We start from the raw sequence: 17,303 nt of genomic DNA, 5'->3' as shown, positions 1-17,303 counted from the left end.
GACCATGCTGTGGAAGCCTCTTCATCTCGTTCCCGCCGGCACAAAGTTTGACTTCCTGGGCAAGCGCCGTTTCGCGCTCATTGCATCGACGGCGGTCAACATCATCTCGCTGCTGGCTGTGTTCTTCATCGGGCTGAACTTCGGCATCGACTTCAAGGGCGGCATCGCCATCCAGGTGCGTGCCAAGGAAGGCCCGGCGCATCTCGACAATCTGCGCTCCGTCGTGGGCGGGCTGGGCGTCGGCGAAGTCTCGCTGCAGGAATTCGGCGATCCGACGACAGCCCTCATCCGCATCCAGCGTCAGGATGGCGGCCCGCAATGCGTGGCCGGTGCCCAGCGCATCATGCAGAGCCGGGCGGGCGAGGGCTGGCAGGTCAAGCCGGGCGCCCCCGAGACCGGCGACGTGGAATTCACCGCCCCGCGGCCGCTCGATGGCGCCAACTGGCGCGATGCCGTGAGCCGTGTCGGCCTCACAATCCTCGATCGCCAGCTGCCGCGCGGAAACACCCCAACCGCCAAGGTCGAGATGACCCACGAGCAGCGCGCCGAATGGTGCCAGCAGGTGGCCATCAAGCTGGTCGAAGACGCAATCGAGGCCAAGTACGACCTGCGCGGCACAGAGTCGGTCGGTCCCAAGATCGGCGACGAGCTGATGCACGGCGGCATTCTGGCGGCATTGGCCACCATGGCCGCGATCGTCATCTATGTCTGGATACGCTACGAATGGCAGTTCGGCGTCGGTGCGTTGATCGCCATGCTGCACGACCTGATCTCGACGCTCGGCATCTTCGTTCTGTTCCAGCTCGACTTCAGCCTGACGGCCCTCGCCGCCGTGCTGACCATCGCCGGCTACTCGATCAACGACAAGGTCGTCATCTTCGACCGCGTCCGCGAGAACATGCGGCGCTACAAGAAGATGGGCCTGATCGAGCTTCTGAACTTCAGCATCAACGAGGCCCTGGCCCGTACGCTGATGACGTCGGTCACGGTGTTCGTGGCGGTGCTGTCGCTGGTGCTGTTTGCCGGGCCGGTGCTCTACAGCTTCTCGGTCGCCATGCTGTGGGGCATCGTGGTCGGCACCTACTCGTCGATCTGGATCGCCTGCGCCGGTCTCGTCTACATGAACCTGCGGCCGGAGCAGTTCCGGCACGAGGACGAGAAGGCGGAGAAGGCCAAGGCGTGAAGCCGCCGGTTCCGGGGCCGGCCGACAAGACCCTGCCGACGCCCGATCCGTCGCAGGTCCAGTACATTCGCACCTACGGTCCCGGCCGTTTCCTGATCAGCGAGCGCGAATGGCGCGAGCCGGTGCTGGTGACGCCGGCGGCGACCGTTTCGTGGGGCGTGACCGCTGCGGGCGACCTGTCTCTGGAATCGCTGTCGCCGCTGCAGGCTCTGGCGACACCGACCGAACTGCTGGTGTTGGGCTGCGGTGCGCGGGCCGTCTTTGTCGCGCCGGACATGCGTGCCGCCTTGAAGGCCGCCGGCATGGCGCTCGAAGTGGTGGATACCGGCTCGGCCTGCCGCATCTACAATGTCTTGCTGGCCGAGGGCCGCAGAGTAGCGGCGGCGCTCATTCCGCTGTAGCGGGCGGCCCGTCGGTCGATCCCTGCCTGACGCGCAAATGAAAACGGCGTCCCCTTGGACGCCGTTTCCGCAAGCTGGTGTCGTTCGATCAGATCGGCGCGTTCTGCTGCGCCACCATGCAGTAGAGCATGCCGATCGAGAACATGGTGTTGAAGCGGCTGGCGTAGAGCGCCTTCGGCGCGGCGGCGGCTTTCTCCTCCGCCGTTGCATCGACGAGGCCCAGGATCTTCTGCTGGTTCGGCCAGATAATGAACCAGACGTTGAAGGCCATGATCAGCGCCATCCACATGCCGACGCCGATCATGATGAAGCCGGGACGCAGCGTCAGCGCCTGGACGATGTAGCCGTTCATCCAGGCCAACAGCAGGCCGGTAATGACGGTGGCGAGGGCGGCGTAACGGAACCACCAGAGAACGGTGGGGGCGATGAACTTGGTGATCGCGGTCCGGCTTTCGACGGGCTGGATCTTGGGCATGGTCGGCACCTGCACGAAGTTCAGGTACCAGAGCAGACCGATCCACATCACGCCGCTCAGCACGTGCAGCCAGCGCATGACAAACGTGCCCCATGCGTGGTCGATACGGGTCATCTGACCTGTCGCGGCGCCTGCAATGATCACGATCAAGATGAGCAACACGACCCCTGCTGAAACCGTACGGCCCAGCGAAGTAAATATGGCGCCCATGTTAAACATCCCCTTTATCTTGTTGATGGGATTGATGAATCCTCGATCGTCATATTGTAAACTCATAGCGGCCTGCGTTCAACGGTCGCAGGTCTGAGCTTATCCACGCATGTCTCCTGCATATATTGGCCCCTACCGCGCGCCCGACGCCTCACACCGCTACGTGCTCGACCTCGTGCGGGGAGCCGACCGCGATCGTTTCCTGGCCGCGCTTTTTGCGCCCGAGCCTGCGCGAACCGGCCTCCTGGCGCTGCTGGCGTTCGACCATGAACTCGCCCGCACGCGCACCGTGACTCGTGAACCGATGCTGGCGCGCATTCGATTGGAGTGGTGGCGGGAGGCCGTCGCCGAGGCTGCCGGCTCAGGAACACCGCGCGCCCAACCCATTGTTGAATCGCTGAGCGAAATCGTCAGGCGGCATGGAATCACTGTCGAGAAGCTCAGGGCTTTGATCGACGCGCGGGAGGAAGAGATCGACGGTCCGCTCGACGTGATGCGCGCAGGCCACGCGCTCGCCGATCTCGAACTCCAGGTCCTGGGCGCAGCCGATCCCCACTCGCAGCAGGCGGCACACGCCGTCGCGGCGGCGTGGCTGATGGGTGAGGGACCGGAGCGCGACTCGTTGCTGGGGGATGCGCGTGCGCTGCGCCACAGGATCGACCCCGCGGCGCTGCCGATCCTGCTGCCCGCCCTTTCGCTGGGCAGGCCGATGGGGCCGCTGCGTCTGCCGCTGGCCTATTGGTGGGCCGCCAAGCGCGGCACATACTGACGCGAGGAAAGACGGAGGAAGCGTGACGAAGACTAGGGCCAACGGCATCGAGATCGAGTACGAGACCTTCGGCAAGAAAAGCGATCCCGCGCTGCTTCTGATCATGGGGCTGGGCGCACAGCTCACGCTCTGGCCGGAGTCGTTCTGCGAAGGTCTGGCGGCCAAGGGCTTCTTCGTCGTGCGCTACGACAATCGCGACGTCGGTCTTTCTACCGATTTCGGAAAGTGGGGCATGCCCGACCTGATGGGGTCGTTCGCCAAGCTGATGAAAGGCGAAAAGGTCGACACGCCCTATCTGCTCGACGACATGGCCGCCGACGCGATCGGCCTGCTCGACGCACTGGGGATCGACCGTGCCCATATGGTCGGCGCCTCGATGGGCGGCATGATCGCGCAGATCCTTGCGGCCAAGTACCCACAACGCACGCTTTCCCTGGTCTCGATCATGTCGACCAGCGGCCGGCCCGGCCTGCCGATGGGCAAGCCCGAGGCCGTGGCGATGCTTTCGGCGGTGCCGGAAGGCCCGGCGCGCGAGCAGCTCGTCGCCCATGGCATGATGCTGCGCACCGTGATCGGAAGTCCGGCGTATCCTGTCGATCCAACCGAGCTGCGCGCGCTGGTCGAGCGCAACGTCGACCGCCGCTACTATCCCGAAGGTGCCGCGCGCCAGTATCTCGCGGTGATGGCCTCCGGTCCGCGCACCGATCTTCTCAAGACCGTGAAGGTCCCGACGCTGGTCCTGCATGGCGCCGACGACCCGCTGCTGCCGGTCGATTGCGGCCGCGACGTCGCGAGCCTCGTGCCGGGCGCCAAGATCGAGGTCCATCCCGGCTGGGGTCACGACCTGCCGAAGGAGATGGTGCCGAAGCTGGTCGAGAGCATCTCGGCCTTTTGCAAAGCAGCGTAAGGGGCAGCCATGAAGTTCGGCATTTTCTATGAGCACCAGCTTCCGCGGCCATGGGGCGAGAAGAGCGAGTACCAGCTCCTGCAGGACTCGCTGACGCAGATCGAGCTCGCGGATCGGCTGGGCTACGACTACGCCTGGGAGGTCGAGCATCACTTCCTCGAGGAATATTCCCACTCCTCTGCGCCGGAAGTGTTCCTGGGGGCCGCCAGCCAGCGCACCAAGCGCATCCGGCTGGGCCATGGCGTGATCCAGCTCACCACCAACCAGCCGCACCGCGTGGCCGAGAAGGTGGCGACGCTTGACCTGCTGTCGGGCGGCCGGGTCGAACTCGGCATGGGCGAGGCCGCGGGGCCGGCCGAGCTGCATCCCTTCAACATCCGCGTGCGCGACAAGCGCGAGCGATGGGAGGAGGCCGTAAAGGCCATCGTCCCGATGTTCACCAAGGAAAGCTGGGAGTTTCACGGCCAGTATTACGACTTCCCGGCGCGCAACGTCATTCCCAAGCCGTTCCAGAAGCCGCATCCGCCGCTATGGGTCGCCTGCTCGAACATCCAGACCATCGGCAAGGCGGGCGAGTGGGGCATGGGCGCGCTCGGCTTCACCTTCGTGACGCCGGAAGCAGCGCGCGCCTGGGTGCACAAGTACTACAACAACCTGCTGAACAACTCGCGGAAGCTCGCGGACTATCCCAGCAATCCCAACGTTGCGATGGTCTCGGGCTTCATGTGCGCGGCCACCGACGAGGAAGCCGAGGCCAAGGCGGCCGGCTGGACTTTCTTCATCTTCGCGTTGAGCTACTACGGCCGCAAAGGCGTCGATGCGCCGGGCACGTCCGACCTCTGGAAGGAATACCAGGCCTGGCGCGGCGGCCCGGAGGAGAAGAAGGCACTGGAGTCGGGCCTGATCGGTTCACCCGAGACGATCCGCAGGAAGCTGCGCCAGTTCCAGGCGAGCCGGGTCGATCAGGTGATCCTGCTGAACCAAGCCGGCAAGACCAGCCATGAGGACATCTGTTCCTCGCTGGAGCTGTTCGCCAGGGAAGTGATGCCCGAGTTCCACGCCGCCGAGGCCGAGCATCTGCAGTGGAAGCAGAAGGTGATGAACCGCGAGATCGTGCTCGAGGATCTCGATGTCCAGAAGTACGACATCTACAGCCATCAGAACGAGCACATTGTCCGGCTGACGCCGGAGCAGCTTAAGCAGAAGATGGCCGAGAAGGAAGCGACGGCGAAACGGGCGTGAGATGCGCCACGTCCCCGTCCTGATCGCGGGGGCGGGCCGGTTGGCATGACCCTGCCCGCGCGCTGACGTCGATCCTGTCGGCACGGCCGGACGACGACGACCTGCCGGCGGCTTTGAGCGGCTACGAAGCGCTGCGCAAGCCACGTGCGACGCGCCTGCAGGAGGCGAGTGCGGCCAACCGCGTGCGCTTTCATCTGCCCGACGGTCCGAAGCAGCAGGAGCACGATGCCGCCATGGCGAGCTCGGGTGACCGCTCGCTCGATGCGATGACCTGGCTCTATGGGCACGATGCCGCTGATATGCCGACGATGGCGTAGCGCGCCGGTGCGGGATATGGCCTAATCCTCGACAAATACCGCCCTCGAAGGCGGATCGGACAATGCCGCCCAGGGAGGCGACGCCATGTACAGCTATGTCGCGCGGCGGCTGGTTTTCGGCGCGCTGACGATTGTCGGCGTATCGATCATGGTCTTCGTGGTCATGCGTATCCTGCCGGGCGATCCGCTGGTCGCGATCTTCGGCGCCGAGGGCATGACCAAGCTCACCGACGAGCAGCGCGCCCACTACATGGACGAGCTGGGGTTGAGCGACCCGTTGTGGGTGCAGTATCTCAACTGGGTAAGGGACATCCTGCGCGGCGACTTCGGCCGTTCGTTCTTCCGCTCCGAGAGCGTCGCCGAGATGATCCTGCGGCGCGGTCCCCTGACAGCGGAAATCGCCATCATTTCCGTGGTCCTGTCGTGGCTCGTCGGCATCCCGGTCGCGATCATAAGCGCGCTGCGCCCCAACAGCATCGCCGACAGCGTGGCGCGCTTCACCAGCATCCTTTTCATTGCCGTGCCGGGCTTTTGGGTCGGCATGCTGATCGTGCTGGGCCTGCTCTTCTGGTTTGGCTACCGCGCGCCGATGGCCGGCGTCTCGCTGCTGGCGGACCCGTGGAGCAACCTGCAGATCGTCATCGGGCCGGCCGTCGTGCTGGGCCTGGGGCAGGCGGCCTATATCGCCCGCATGGCGCGCTCCAGCCTTCTCGAAGTGATCCGTGAGGACTATGTGCGGACGGCACGTGCCAAGGGGTTGAACGGCAAGCTGGTGATTGCGCTGCATGCGTTGCCCAACGCGCTCCTGCCCGTCATTACCCTGTCGGGCGTGCTGCTGGGGCTGGTGCTGGCCGGATCGATCCCCGTCGAGCGGGCCTTCGCCACACCGGGGCTGGGCTACGCCATGTTCACGGCCGTGAACGAGCGCGACGTCTTCGTCATGCAGAACCTGGTGTTCCTCTATGCCGTGGTGTTCGTGGGGCTGAACATCCTGGTCGATGTCACCATCGCGCTCCTGGACCCGAGGATCCGCTACCAATGACAGCGACCGTCGCCGCGCCAGTTACCGCCCAGCCATCGCGCCTGCGAGCGGCCCTGCGCACCTTCGGGTCGTTCTTTCGCCGCGCGCCGTTCTCGGCCTTCTGGGGCGTGGTGGCAGCCTTGATCGTCGCCATGGCCGTCGCGGCACCCGTGATTGCGCCCTATCCACCGCTCAAGTCCGACTTTCGTGCGATGCAGAAGCCGCCCGACGAGAAGCACTGGTTCGGTACCGACCAGATCGGCCGCGACACGCTGAGCCGCGTCATCTACGGCAGCCAGACGTCGCTCACTGTGGCGCTCGGCGCGGTGTTGTTCGGCACGACGGTCGGGGCGCTGTGGGGGCTGGCCTGCGGCTATTTCGGCGGTCGTTTCGACATGGTGAGCCAGAGGGTCATCGAGTTCCTGCAATCCTTTCCCGACCTGATCCTGGCCATGGCCATCGCCATGGCGCTGGGCGGCGGCCTCGCGACCGTCATCGTCGCGATTGCCATTACGCGCATTCCGTTCGGCGGGCGCGTCATCCGCTCGGTCGTGCTGTCGCTCAAGGAGATGCAGTATGTCGAGGCCGCACGCGGCATCGGCGCCTCGCACAAGCGCCTGATGTTCCGCCATATCCTGCCGCAGTGCGTGGCGCCTTACCTGATCCTCGCGACAACCCATCTCGGCGTTGCCATCGTGATCGAGGCGTCGCTGGGCTTCCTGGGCGTCGGCATCCCGCCACCGATGCCGACCTGGGGCAACATGCTGGCCGATTCGCTGAACGCAGGACTCGTGCCGCCCTGGTGGCTGGTTCTGTTTCCCGGCCTCGCCATCACTGTCACGGTGCTGGCCTTCAACCTTCTGGGCGACGGGATACGAGACCTGCTTGACCCACGCCTGCGCGGTTCGGTCTAGGACGCCGCTGCTAGGGGAGACCTCACGCCGCCGTCGTGCAGATGGCATGATGCGAGGTGGCCCGGAATGACTTCGCGAAGGGCCGGCACCTCGGTCTTGCAGCGCGGCATGGCATAGGGGCAGCGCGTGTGGAAATGGCAGCCGGACGGCGGATTGATCGGGCTCGGCACGTCGCCGGTCAGGATCACGCGCTTGCGGCCGCGGGCGCTCGACTTGGGGATCGGCACGGCCGACAGCAGCGCCTCGCTGTAGGGATGCAGCGGCATCTCGAACAGGCTCCGCTTATCAGTCATCTCGACGATGCGGCCGAGATACATCACGGCGACCCGGTGGCTGATATGTTCAACCACCGCGAGATCGTGGGCCACGAAGAGGTAGGAGAGCTTGAACTCGTCCTGCAGGTCCATCAGCAGGTTGATGATCTGCGCCTGGATCGACACGTCTAAGGCCGAGACCGGCTCGTCGCCCACGATCAGCTCCGGCTTGAGCGAGAGTGCCCGGGCGATACCGATGCGCTGGCGCTGGCCGCCGGAGAATTCGTGCGGATAGGCGTTCACGGCTTCCGGCCGCAGGCCGACGCGCTCGAACAGGGCCGCGACACGTTCCTTGCGTTCTTCCGGTGCGCCGAGATCGTGGACGAGCAGCGGCTCCCCAACGATCTCGCCGGCCGTCATGCGTGGATTGAGCGACGCGTAGGGGTCCTGGTAGATCATCTGCAGCCGCCGCCGGTAGGGCAGCAGATCCTGGCTATCGAGCTGGGTGATGTCCTGGCCCGCGACTTTGATGGTGCCCTGGGTCGGTTCCAGAAGCCGGAGCACGGTGCGTCCGACCGTGGATTTGCCGCACCCCGATTCGCCGACCAGCCCGAGCGTCTCGCCGCGGCCGATCGAGAATGAGACGCCGTCGACGGCGTAGACACTTCCAGAGGCGCGGCTGAAGAACCCTTTGCGGATGGGAAAGTGTTTCTTCAGGCCGTCGACTTCGAGCAGCGGCGTCATGCGCCGGCCCCAACGAGCATGCCGGCTAGCACCTTGTCGGCATGCCAGCAGGCGATCCAGTGGCCGGGCCGCTGCTCCTCGAGCGGCGGCCGGGCCTCCCGGCAGCGGTCGCTGGCCAGGCTGCAACGCGGGGCGAAGCTGCAGCCCTGTGGCAGGTTGAAGAGCGAGGGCACCATGCCCCTGATTTCGTTAAGTCGGGCGCGCCGCGTGTCGCTATGCGCAGCAGTGTCGAGATGGGGGATCGAGGCCAGCAGGCCGCGCGTATAGGGGTGGCCCGGATTGTCGAACAGCCGGGCAGCGTCGGTCTCCTCGACCTTGCGGCCGGCGTACATGACCACGACCCGGTCGGCATTCTCCGCCACCACGCCCATGTCGTGGGTGATCAGGATGATGGCGGTGCCGAACGTCTCCTGCAGCTCGCGCATCAGGTCGAGGATCTGTGCCTGGATGGTGACGTCGAGCGCCGTGGTCGGCTCGTCGGCGATCAGCACCTTGGGGTTGCAGGACAGCGCCATGGCGATCATGACCCGCTGCCGCATGCCGCCCGAAAGCTGGTGCGGATAGGCATGGGCACGCCGCTCCGGCTCGGGAATGGAAACGCGCTTCAGCATCTCGACGGCGCGATCCCAGGCATCGCGCTTGTTCAACCCCTGATGGAGGGCGACGGCCTCCGCAATCTGCTTGCCCACCGTGTAGAGCGGGTTCAGCGAGGTCATCGGCTCTTGGAAGATCATCGAGATTTCGTTGCCGCGGATGCGTTCCATCTCGGGTTCGCTGATCTCCAGCAGGTTCCTGCCCTCGAAGCGCACGGCACCGCCGATGATGCGTCCCGGTGGGTTTGCCACGAGGCGTAGAATGGAAAGAGCCGTCACGCTCTTGCCGCAGCCCGATTCGCCGACGACGCCCAGCGTCTCGCCGGCCTTCAAGGAGTAGGACACACCATCGACGGCGCGGACGGTGCCGACCGCGGTGAAGAAATGGGTCTGGAGGTCCTCGATCTGCAGGATCGTTTGCGCCGCCATCGACTCCCTTCAACTTATGGTGTTAGTTTTGGCCCACCAAGAAGATGGGCAAACCATCAGAGCATAGAGTGCTCGGTCTGCAAAAGACCAAAAAGGGAGGAACGGCGCATGTCAGACCAAGTGTCTAAGCGTTCCCGCGTAAACCGTCGTCAATTCGTCAAGGGCGCTGCCGCCTTGGGCGCCATGAGTGGAGCAGGAGCTTTCGGGCTGCCTTTCCATGCTTGGGCGCAGGGCGTGCCCAACGAGTTCGACGGGTCGAAATTCCAGCTCAAGGCACCCGAGCCCAATGCCAAAGCGGGCGGCGTGCTGCGCTACGGCATCACCTCGCGGCCGCCGCATTTCGACTTCCATCAGTCGGGCACCATCAACAGCCTGGGCAGCCAGGGCTGCATGTTCGACAATCTCGTGCGGCGCGATCCGCGCGACAGCGGCAAGACGATCATCCCCGACCTTGCCCATAGCTGGGAAATCTCCAAGGACAACAAGACCTACACGTTCATGCTGCGCAAGGACGTGCAGTTCCACGATGGCGCGGACTTCACGTCGGAGGACGTGAAAGCGACCTTCGACCGTATCGCCAAGCCGCCGCAGGGTATTTCCATCCCGCGCAGTACGCTGTTTGCCGCGGTCGAAGAGATCACCGCGCCCGACAAGTACACGGTGCAGTTCAAGCTCGCCGAGCCGCGGCCGGCCAACTTCATCATGTCGGCGATCGCCAGCGGCTGGAATGGGATCGTGCGCAAGAAGACGCTGGAAGATAACGGCTACAACCTGCGTCGCGTCGTCGACATTCCCGGCACCGGACCGTTCAAGAGCCAGCGCCGCGTCGAGGCCGAGATCTGGGTGATGGAGAAGAACAAGAACTACTGGAACAAGGGCCTGCCTTATCTCGACGGCATCGAGTTCTATCACGCCCTGCCGTTCTCGCCCGAGCTCGGCTCCAGCCTGCTCTCCGGCCGCATCGACTATGCCCGCCTGCTCGATCCTGTATCGCAGCGCCGGGTCAAGGCGACCCAGGGCATGTCGGGCACCGACTTCTACCAGAGCGTCATCCAGGCGACCTGGATGAACAACAAGAAGAAGCCGCTCGACGATCCCCGGGTGCGCCGGGCCTTCCATCTCGTACTCGATAAGCCCGTGCTGGTCGACGTGGTGAAGGATATCGCACCGATGATGGTCGGCGGCTTCATCTATCCCTTCTCGGAGTTCGCCACGCCGTTGCCCGAACTCAGCAAGCGGATCGGCTATCAGGCCGACCCGACGGCTGCGGTGAAGGAAGCCAAGGCGCTGATGGCTGCGGCCGGGCACGCCAAAGGCATCACCGGGCTCGACTACCTGGTGCGCGAAGTCGCGAGTTTCAAACTGTGGTCGCAGGCCATCCAGGCGATGTTGCAGCAGACGCTCAACGTCCAATGCAATATCCGCACGGCCGTCGAGTCGGTGTGGTTCGACGACATTCGAACCGGCAAGTTCGATCTCGCCATCGGCGCCATCGTCTCGACGCTGCTCGACCCGTCAGACTACTTCAATGCCTGGTACAGCAAGACCGGGCCGCAGAACTATTCGTCCTGGGACAATGCGAAGTTCAACGAGCTTCTGCCGCAGATCGACCGCGAGGTCGATGCCAAGAAGCGCCTCGACCTGATCCGTCAGGCAGAGGCCATTATGGAGCAGGATCCGCCGCTGCTGCCGGTTTCCTGGGAGAAGATCAACGACGGCTGGTACAATTATGTGAAGGGCCACCGTCCGCAGGAATATTTCGGCATCTACGACGTGGTGCGCTTCGATACTTTCTGGCTCGACAAGTAGCCAGCATCTGCAAACGGAAAGGGCCGGCGCTTCGGGCGCCGGCCCTTCCTATTTATGGGGCAGGTATCAGCCCTTGTTCGGATTGATCAGGAACTTCTCGCCCGTCGCGCGCTTGGCGTAGGCGCCGATGTTCTTGAGGTCGAGGACTTCCCGCAGCGAGATCGTCTGCGTGTAGTGGCTGGCGAAGGTCGTCTTCAGGCTCTTCACTACCCGCTCGCGCAGCCGGATCTGGTCGGGCCGGCCAATCTTCTGCAGGAACGGCGTCAGCAGCCAGCCCCCGACACCCCACGCCATGCCGTAGTTACGCGTCAGCTCGACCGGGCCGGTGTCGAGGCTGCCGTAGACATAGACCTGCTTGTGGACGCTCGAGCCGTAGCGGTTGTAGGTCGTCGCGGTCTTGTTGATCGCGATCTCCATGCAGGTGAGGATCTGGCTGGCAAGTTTGCCGCCGCCGATGGCATCGAAGGCGATCGTGGCGCCGGTCTCGACCAGCGCCTGCGTGAGGTCGTCCTTGAAGCTCGCGGAACTCGAATCGACGACGTGCTTGGCGCCGATGTCCTTCAGCAGCTTGGCCTGCGCCGGGCTGCGCACGATGTTCACCAGGCCGATCCCGTCCTCGTTGCAGATCTTGTTCAGCATCTGGCCGAGGTTGGAAGCGGCGGCCGTGTGGACCAGCGCCTTGTGGCCCTCGCGCTTCATGGTCTCGGTCATGCCGAGTGCCGTCAGCGGATTGACGAACCAGGAGGCGCCCTCGGCTGCCGTCGTGCCGGCCGGCAGCGGCTGGCAATCCGTCGCTTTCAGCAGGCGGTACTGCGCATACATGGCGCCGCCTATCATCGACACGGTTTTGCCCTTGAGCGCCTGGGCGGCGTCGGAAGAACCGGCTTTGACCACCGTGCCCGCGCCTTCGTTTCCGACGGGCATCGACTCGTCGAGACGCGTCGCCAGGAAGGGCAGGATGGCTGCAGGCACTTTGGCCGTGACCGTAACGCCATCGCCGCTGCCGCTCGACTTGGCGGTCGTCAGATCCGCAGGACCCAGGAGCAGGCCGAGGTCCGACGGGTTGATCGGCGTCGCCTCGACCTTGACCAGAACCTGGTCGGGGCCCGGCTCGGGCAGGTCGACCTTGGCCAGCGACAATTGCAGCTCGCCGCCTTTGGTGATGAGGGATCGAAGCTGCAGCCCCGAGATCTTGCTGGTGTCACCCATACTGATATCTCCCACGGTTGGCATTGGAATGGATTGGCTCTGTAGCACATCCGATCGGAGCTGGGATCGGGACCTCGGAAGCCCTATCGTATGGTGATCAATGAAAGTCCTTCGAGGTCGTGATGTGCCGTAGCTGTGTCGGCGAGCTGTTTGCAAATCTCTCCAGTTTCTATCCAGGCAAGAGCCGGCGCGGCTTCATGGTTGGATCGGCGTTGGCTGCGGGAGCGGGGATGGCGGCGCTCGGAGCTGCGCCGCCAACCCGAGCCCAGGCAGGCGGAGTCGATCTGATCTTCCGGAAGGGCACGATCATCCCGATGTCGGGCGCCGATCGCTATGCCGAGGCGGTGGCTGTCGACGACGGCAGGATCGTGGCGGTGGGGACTGACGCCGAGGTGATGAAACTCAGGACGACGTCGACCCGGGTCGTCGACCTTGCCGGCCGCACGTTGCTGCCGGGGTTGATCGACCCTCATCAGCATACGGGTGTCGGCGCGGTCATCACCGCGTTGTTCGAGGATGTCGGCTATCCGACCTACAAGACGCGTCAGGCGGTGTTCGATGCGGTGCGCGCCAAGGCCGCCAAGACGCCGGCCAACGACTGGCTGTACTTCTTCGGCTTCGATAACCTGCTCCAGGGCGGCGAACTGTCGATCGGGGAGCTCGACGCCTTGTCGGCCACTCATCCGATCATGATCTACTACAACAACATGCATACCGCCGCGGTGAACAGCGCCGCGCTCAAGGCGGCGAAGATCCCGGACGACATACAGGAGCTGCCCGGTGGCGGGCGGTTCCGCCGCGATGCCAACGGCAAGCTGAACGGTCTGGTCGACGAGGAGGCGGCCCTTCGGAGAATGCTCGTCGGCCTTCCCAAGCTTACGCCGCAGTTCGTCGGCAAGGCCACGGCCGATTGGCTGAAGCGCAATTCGGCGGCGGGCATTACGGCGGTTCACGAAGCAGGCGTGACGGTGACGGGCGACCAACTCCAGGGCTACGAGCGCATCGCCGCGCAATCTCCCTGCCGAATGAGCATCAGCCTCATGTTCGCCTCGATGAGCGCCGGTGATCCTTATAAGGACTTTGGCCGCGGCGCGCGGGCGACGCAGGTCCCGAACTCATTGTTGTCCTTCTACGCCATCAAGATCATTGGCGACGGGTCCAACCAGACCAAGACGGCCGCTCAGACGGTTCCGTATCTTGGGGGTAGAGCGAAGGGCGAGCTGAACTACGAACCGGCGCAATTGAAGAAGATGGTTGCCGAGGTGAAGGAAGCTGGCTGGCCGGTTTCGATCCATGCCAACGGCGACGCCGCGATAGACGCCGCCCTGGACGCCATCGAGGCCGCTTACGGTGCCAATCCTGCGACCGGGATCAACCGGATCGAACACTGCACCATGGCACGTATGGACCAGGTGGCCCGAATGGGCGCCCTGGGCGTTCAGCCGAGCTTCCTCATGAACCACGTCCATCTCTATGGAGCAGCCTATCGCGACATACTGTTCGGAGCAGAGCGAGCGGACCGCATGGACGCCGCGGGCGATTGCGTCAGGGCGGGCGTTCCGTTCACCCTGCACACGGATTCGCCGGTCACCAAGATCGGTGTCCTGCAGCTCGTGCAGACTGCCGTGACACGGCGGTGCGCCTTGGACAATTCGGTGATCGGCAAGAATCAGGCAGTGTCGCTGACTGATGCTCTCAAGGCGGTAACGGTGCATGCCGCCGGCCAGATCGGCATGCGCGATCGGCTCGGTTCGCTGGAGCGCGGCAAGGAGGCCGACCTGACGATCCTCGAAAGCGATCCCTACAAAGTCGAGCCGGACAAGATCGCGGACATCAAGGTCAGCGAGACCTGGGTTGCGGGCAAGAAGGCGTTCGGCTGAAGCGGCGACGCTATTCGGGCTGCAGTCCGGCCTCGCGGACCAGGGCCGCCCAGTTGCGTGCCTCGGCTTCGAAGAAGCCCTGCAGATCGGCGGCAGGGACGGCGAAGGGCTCGGCGCCGCGCGCTGCAAGTTGGCGGACGAATTCCGGCGAGGCCATCACGCGATCCAGCGCGGTGCGCAGCCGGGCCAGGATCGGCTGAGGCACGCGGGCCGGAGCGTAGAGGGCGAACCAGAAATTCAGATCGAAGCCCGGCAGGCCTGCTTCCGCCATAGTCGGGACGTCGGGCAAGGCGGGTGAGCGCGTCCGCGAGGTGACCGCCAAGGCGCGCACCTTGCCGCCCTGAGCCTGCGCCGCTGCGGTGGTGATGTTGTCGAAAAGAAAACTGATCTCTCCGGACAGCAAGGCGTTGGAAGCGGGCGCGCTGCCCTGGTAGGGCACCTGCAATGCCTCGAAGCCGCCGACCTTCTGCAGCACCACGGCGAACATGTGGGGCGAGCTTCCCGGACCGTAGGTGCCGTAGGTGAGGGCATTGGGTTCACGCTTGCCGCGCGCAATCAGTTCCTGCACGGAGCTGACGTTCAGGGTGCTCGGATTCACGACCAGCACGTTCGGCAGCGCCGCCACCGTACCGACGCCCACGAAGTCCTTCAACGGATCGTAGCTGATGTTGCGCATCAGCAGGGGGTTGAGGACCTGCGTCTGGACGGGCCCGAGCCAGAGGGTCGTGCCATCCGGTTCGGCTCTCGCTGCGACAGCTGCTCCGATGCTGCCGCGCGCACCACCACGATTCTCGACGATCACCGAGGCGCCGATTGCCTCGCGCAGTCCTTCCGCAACGAGCCGCGCCACGAGGTCGGTCGGGCCGCCGGCCGGATAGCCGACGATCACGCGCAGGGTGCGACCGGCAGGCCAGTCCTGGGCCGCCGCGGACCAAATGGCAGGTGTGGCCAATCCCGCAGCCAACAGGCCGCGCCTCGTGATGCGCATCTTGTTCCTCCCTCAACGCTCCCAAGCTGCGCTGTACTTACCTATAGGACAAAGCTCAATTAGTGATCGCTGCCATATGTCTGTACTATGGGTCGATGGACTTCCGTATCCTCCGTTACTTCGTTGCCATCGCCGAAGAAGGCTCGATATCCCGCGCCGCAGAACGGCTGCGTATCGCCCAGCCGGCGCTTAGTGCGCAGATCCGCAATCTCGAGAGCGAACTCGGGTCTCCTCTGCTGCACCGCATGCCGCGCGGTGTTGCTGTGACGGAGTCGGGCGCGAAGCTGCTCGGCCACGCGCGCCACATTCTGCGATCGGCGGCGCTGGCGCGCGAGGATCTGCTCGGCGATGCCGCGGTCATCATCGGCGATGTCACGGTGAGCTTCCCTCAATCGGTCGCGATGGTGCTGACGCGGCCCGTGGTGGAGGAGGTGCTGCGCGTGCTGCCGCGCGTCTCCCTCAGCGTGCGCGAGAGCAATACAGGGTACATGGCCGAGTTGCTGCGCACCGGCCGGATCGACCTGGGTTTCGTCTTTCGCGAAGCCGATACGGTCGGCCTGAAGGCGCGTCGCCTCGTCGAGGAGGATCTCGTCGTCATCGGCCCGCAAGGCGCCTTCGAGCGAGGCCATGGCGGGCTGGCGCCGAAGCCGCTGCGTTTCGCTCGGCTTGGCTCCCTTCCACTCGTCATTCCCGGACGGCCCCACAGCCTGCGCGAATTGCTGAACGACTATGCCCGCCGGGCACGCACCGAGCTCAGCGTCGCGGTCGAGGTGGATGCCATCCCGCAGATCAAGGAGCTGGTCGCGGCGGCGGCGGGCCACGCGGTGCTTTCCTACAATTCGGTGCGCGAGGACCTGACTGCAGGGCGTCTGTCCGGCGCTCGCGTCGCGTCGCCTTCCTTGCAGCGCTCGGTCTTCCTGTGCGGCCACGCCGAGCTTCCGCAGACCCGCGCCGTGCGCGCGGTCGAGAAGATCATCCTGGAGGTCACGGCACGGCTGGTGGAAACGGGCATCTGGAAAGCTCGTCTGGCGTCGCCATAGGTCGGAGCTATGGCCGCCAGCATTTATTAGTCTTGGATCGTCTCTGCCGAAGCTGATTGGTTCGCCGGCGAATTTCCTGGAGCGAACCTCAGCAATGTCCACCGGCACCCATATCCATGTACGCCATGATGCGCGGCCCGAATTTCCCGGGATCGTGCATGTCACCATCGACAACCGCGCGAAGCTCAATGCGCTGAATTCGGTCGTCATCCGCGAGTTCGTGGAGGCGGTGGAACGTCTGGGCAAGGACCCGGAATTGCGTGGCATGGTCGTCACCGGCTGGGGCGAGAAGTCCTTCATCGGTGGCGCGGATATTCAGGAGCTGTCGCAACTGCACGAACCGGGCGCGGCCCGGGCTTTCATCACCGGCGTGCACGAAGCCTGCCGCTGCCTGCGCGATTGCCCCGTGCCGGTGATCGGCCGCGTAAATGGCTTCACGCTCGGGGCCGGGCTGGAACTCATGGCGGCCTGCGACATGCGCGTCGCCGTCGCCGGTGCGAAGCTCGGCATGCCCGAGGTGCGGTTCGGCATGCCGTCCGTCGTCGAAGCCGCCCTGTTTCCCGGCCTCATCGGCTGGGGCCGCACGCGTCAGCTGCTGCTGCTCGGAGACATGATCCCGGCCGAGCAGGCGGTGCAATGGGGGCTTGTCGAGCGCGTGGTCGCGCCGGAGGCCTTGGACGCGGCCGTCGACGAGTGGCTTGCATCCATGGTGATGAACAGCGTGCGCGGCATGCGGCTGCAAAAGAAGCTCATTCGGGCCTGGGAGACCCTGCCGATGGAGCAGGCTGTGCAGCGTGGCATCGACATCTTCGCCGAGACCCACGAGGTTGCCGAACCCCGCGAACTGCTGCAGCGCTTCCTCGACCATCAGGCGGCAAGAAAGAAGAGGTAGTCCTCGCCGCTCTCGTTGCAGACAGG

General features: G+C 64.8%; 17 protein-coding genes. 12 read left to right on the top strand and 5 right to left on the bottom strand.

The window, feature by feature from the left end:
- The first annotated feature begins 4 nt into the window (after positions 1 to 4).
- Positions 5 to 1,183, top strand: coding sequence for a protein translocase subunit SecF (gene secF / locus BN60_RS28990; protein WP_020696997.1), 1,179 nt, complete (start codon positions 5 to 7; stop codon positions 1,181 to 1,183).
- On the top strand, positions 1,180 to 1,584 hold the full coding sequence (locus tag BN60_RS15440; protein ID WP_020696996.1) for an Mth938-like domain-containing protein: 405 nt from the start codon (positions 1,180 to 1,182) through the stop codon (positions 1,582 to 1,584). Before secF ends, BN60_RS15440 begins: the two co-directional genes overlap by 4 nt.
- Positions 1,585 to 1,672: 88 nt before the next feature.
- Here the strand turns inward: BN60_RS15440 and BN60_RS15435 are convergent, their stop codons facing one another.
- Positions 1,673 to 2,269, bottom strand: coding sequence for a urate hydroxylase PuuD (locus tag BN60_RS15435; protein WP_043283971.1), 597 nt, complete (start codon positions 2,267 to 2,269; stop codon positions 1,673 to 1,675).
- Positions 2,270 to 2,378: 109 nt separating this feature from the next.
- Here BN60_RS15435 and BN60_RS28985 point away from each other — a divergent pair, with 109 nt between their 5' ends.
- The 6 genes from BN60_RS28985 to BN60_RS15405 all read left to right on the top strand — a co-directional run bounded on the left by BN60_RS28985 (position 2,379) and on the right by BN60_RS15405 (position 7,439).
- Complete coding sequence (locus BN60_RS28985) at positions 2,379 to 3,038, top strand: squalene/phytoene synthase family protein (RefSeq protein ID WP_020696994.1); 660 nt, start codon at positions 2,379 to 2,381, stop codon at positions 3,036 to 3,038.
- Positions 3,039 to 3,060: 22 nt separating this feature from the next.
- Positions 3,061 to 3,945, top strand: a complete 885-nt coding sequence (locus BN60_RS15425; protein WP_020696993.1) for an alpha/beta fold hydrolase — start codon at positions 3,061 to 3,063, stop codon at positions 3,943 to 3,945.
- Positions 3,946 to 3,954: 9 nt separating this feature from the next.
- The gene (locus tag BN60_RS15420) at positions 3,955 to 5,187 is read left to right on the top strand and encodes an LLM class flavin-dependent oxidoreductase (protein WP_020696992.1); all 1,233 of its coding nucleotides are present in this window, start codon (positions 3,955 to 3,957) and stop codon (positions 5,185 to 5,187) included.
- 113 nt (positions 5,188 to 5,300) lie between these two features.
- Positions 5,301 to 5,504, top strand: coding sequence for a hypothetical protein (locus BN60_RS15415; protein ID WP_020696991.1), 204 nt, complete (start codon positions 5,301 to 5,303; stop codon positions 5,502 to 5,504).
- Between the two features lie 85 nt (positions 5,505 to 5,589).
- Positions 5,590 to 6,546 (top strand): ABC transporter permease, encoded by a 957-nt coding sequence (locus tag BN60_RS15410; RefSeq protein WP_020696990.1) that lies wholly within the window; start codon positions 5,590 to 5,592, stop codon positions 6,544 to 6,546.
- Complete coding sequence (locus BN60_RS15405; RefSeq protein WP_020696989.1) at positions 6,543 to 7,439, top strand: ABC transporter permease; 897 nt, start codon at positions 6,543 to 6,545, stop codon at positions 7,437 to 7,439. Before BN60_RS15410 ends, BN60_RS15405 begins: the two co-directional genes overlap by 4 nt.
- On the opposite strand, the gene BN60_RS15400 is transcribed toward BN60_RS15405, so the two are convergent.
- Both BN60_RS15400 and BN60_RS15395 read right to left on the bottom strand, forming a co-directional pair.
- On the bottom strand, positions 7,436 to 8,437 hold the full coding sequence (locus BN60_RS15400) for an ABC transporter ATP-binding protein (RefSeq protein WP_020696988.1): 1,002 nt from the start codon (positions 8,435 to 8,437) through the stop codon (positions 7,436 to 7,438). The two genes, BN60_RS15405 and BN60_RS15400, sit on opposite strands and share 4 nt — an antisense overlap.
- Complete coding sequence (locus BN60_RS15395; RefSeq protein ID WP_020696987.1) at positions 8,434 to 9,459, bottom strand: ABC transporter ATP-binding protein; 1,026 nt, start codon at positions 9,457 to 9,459, stop codon at positions 8,434 to 8,436. Before BN60_RS15395 ends, BN60_RS15400 begins: the two co-directional genes overlap by 4 nt.
- Positions 9,460 to 9,567: 108 nt before the next feature.
- On the opposite strand from BN60_RS15395, the gene BN60_RS15390 reads away from it, so the two are divergent.
- Complete coding sequence (locus BN60_RS15390) at positions 9,568 to 11,268, top strand: ABC transporter substrate-binding protein (protein ID WP_215905973.1); 1,701 nt, start codon at positions 9,568 to 9,570, stop codon at positions 11,266 to 11,268.
- A gap of 66 nt (positions 11,269 to 11,334) precedes the next feature.
- Here BN60_RS15390 and BN60_RS15385 read toward each other — a convergent pair whose 3' ends face one another.
- On the bottom strand, positions 11,335 to 12,477 hold the full coding sequence (locus BN60_RS15385; protein WP_020696985.1) for a zinc-binding dehydrogenase: 1,143 nt from the start codon (positions 12,475 to 12,477) through the stop codon (positions 11,335 to 11,337).
- Positions 12,478 to 12,599: 122 nt separating this feature from the next.
- On the opposite strand from BN60_RS15385, the gene BN60_RS15380 reads away from it, so the two are divergent.
- Positions 12,600 to 14,357, top strand: a complete 1,758-nt coding sequence (locus BN60_RS15380; protein ID WP_083856126.1) for an amidohydrolase — start codon at positions 12,600 to 12,602, stop codon at positions 14,355 to 14,357.
- 10 nt (positions 14,358 to 14,367) lie between these two features.
- Here BN60_RS15380 and BN60_RS15375 read toward each other — a convergent pair whose 3' ends face one another.
- Positions 14,368 to 15,345, bottom strand: a complete 978-nt coding sequence (locus BN60_RS15375) for a Bug family tripartite tricarboxylate transporter substrate binding protein (RefSeq protein WP_020696983.1) — start codon at positions 15,343 to 15,345, stop codon at positions 14,368 to 14,370.
- A 95-nt stretch (positions 15,346 to 15,440) separates the two neighbouring features.
- On the opposite strand from BN60_RS15375, the gene BN60_RS15370 reads away from it, so the two are divergent.
- A complete protein-coding gene (locus tag BN60_RS15370) occupies positions 15,441 to 16,385 on the top strand; it encodes a LysR family transcriptional regulator (protein ID WP_020696982.1) in 945 nt (314 codons plus the stop codon).
- A gap of 94 nt (positions 16,386 to 16,479) precedes the next feature.
- Complete coding sequence (locus tag BN60_RS15365; RefSeq protein WP_020696981.1) at positions 16,480 to 17,277, top strand: enoyl-CoA hydratase-related protein; 798 nt, start codon at positions 16,480 to 16,482, stop codon at positions 17,275 to 17,277.
- Positions 17,278 to 17,303 lie beyond the last annotated feature (26 nt).

Origin of the sequence: Reyranella massiliensis 521 (assembly GCF_000312425.1) — a bacterium.
In the GTDB taxonomy this organism is placed as follows: domain Bacteria; phylum Pseudomonadota; class Alphaproteobacteria; order Reyranellales; family Reyranellaceae; genus Reyranella; species Reyranella massiliensis.
Note: the sequence above shows the minus strand (reverse complement) of the source record. Positions and strands in the feature narration are given on the sequence as shown.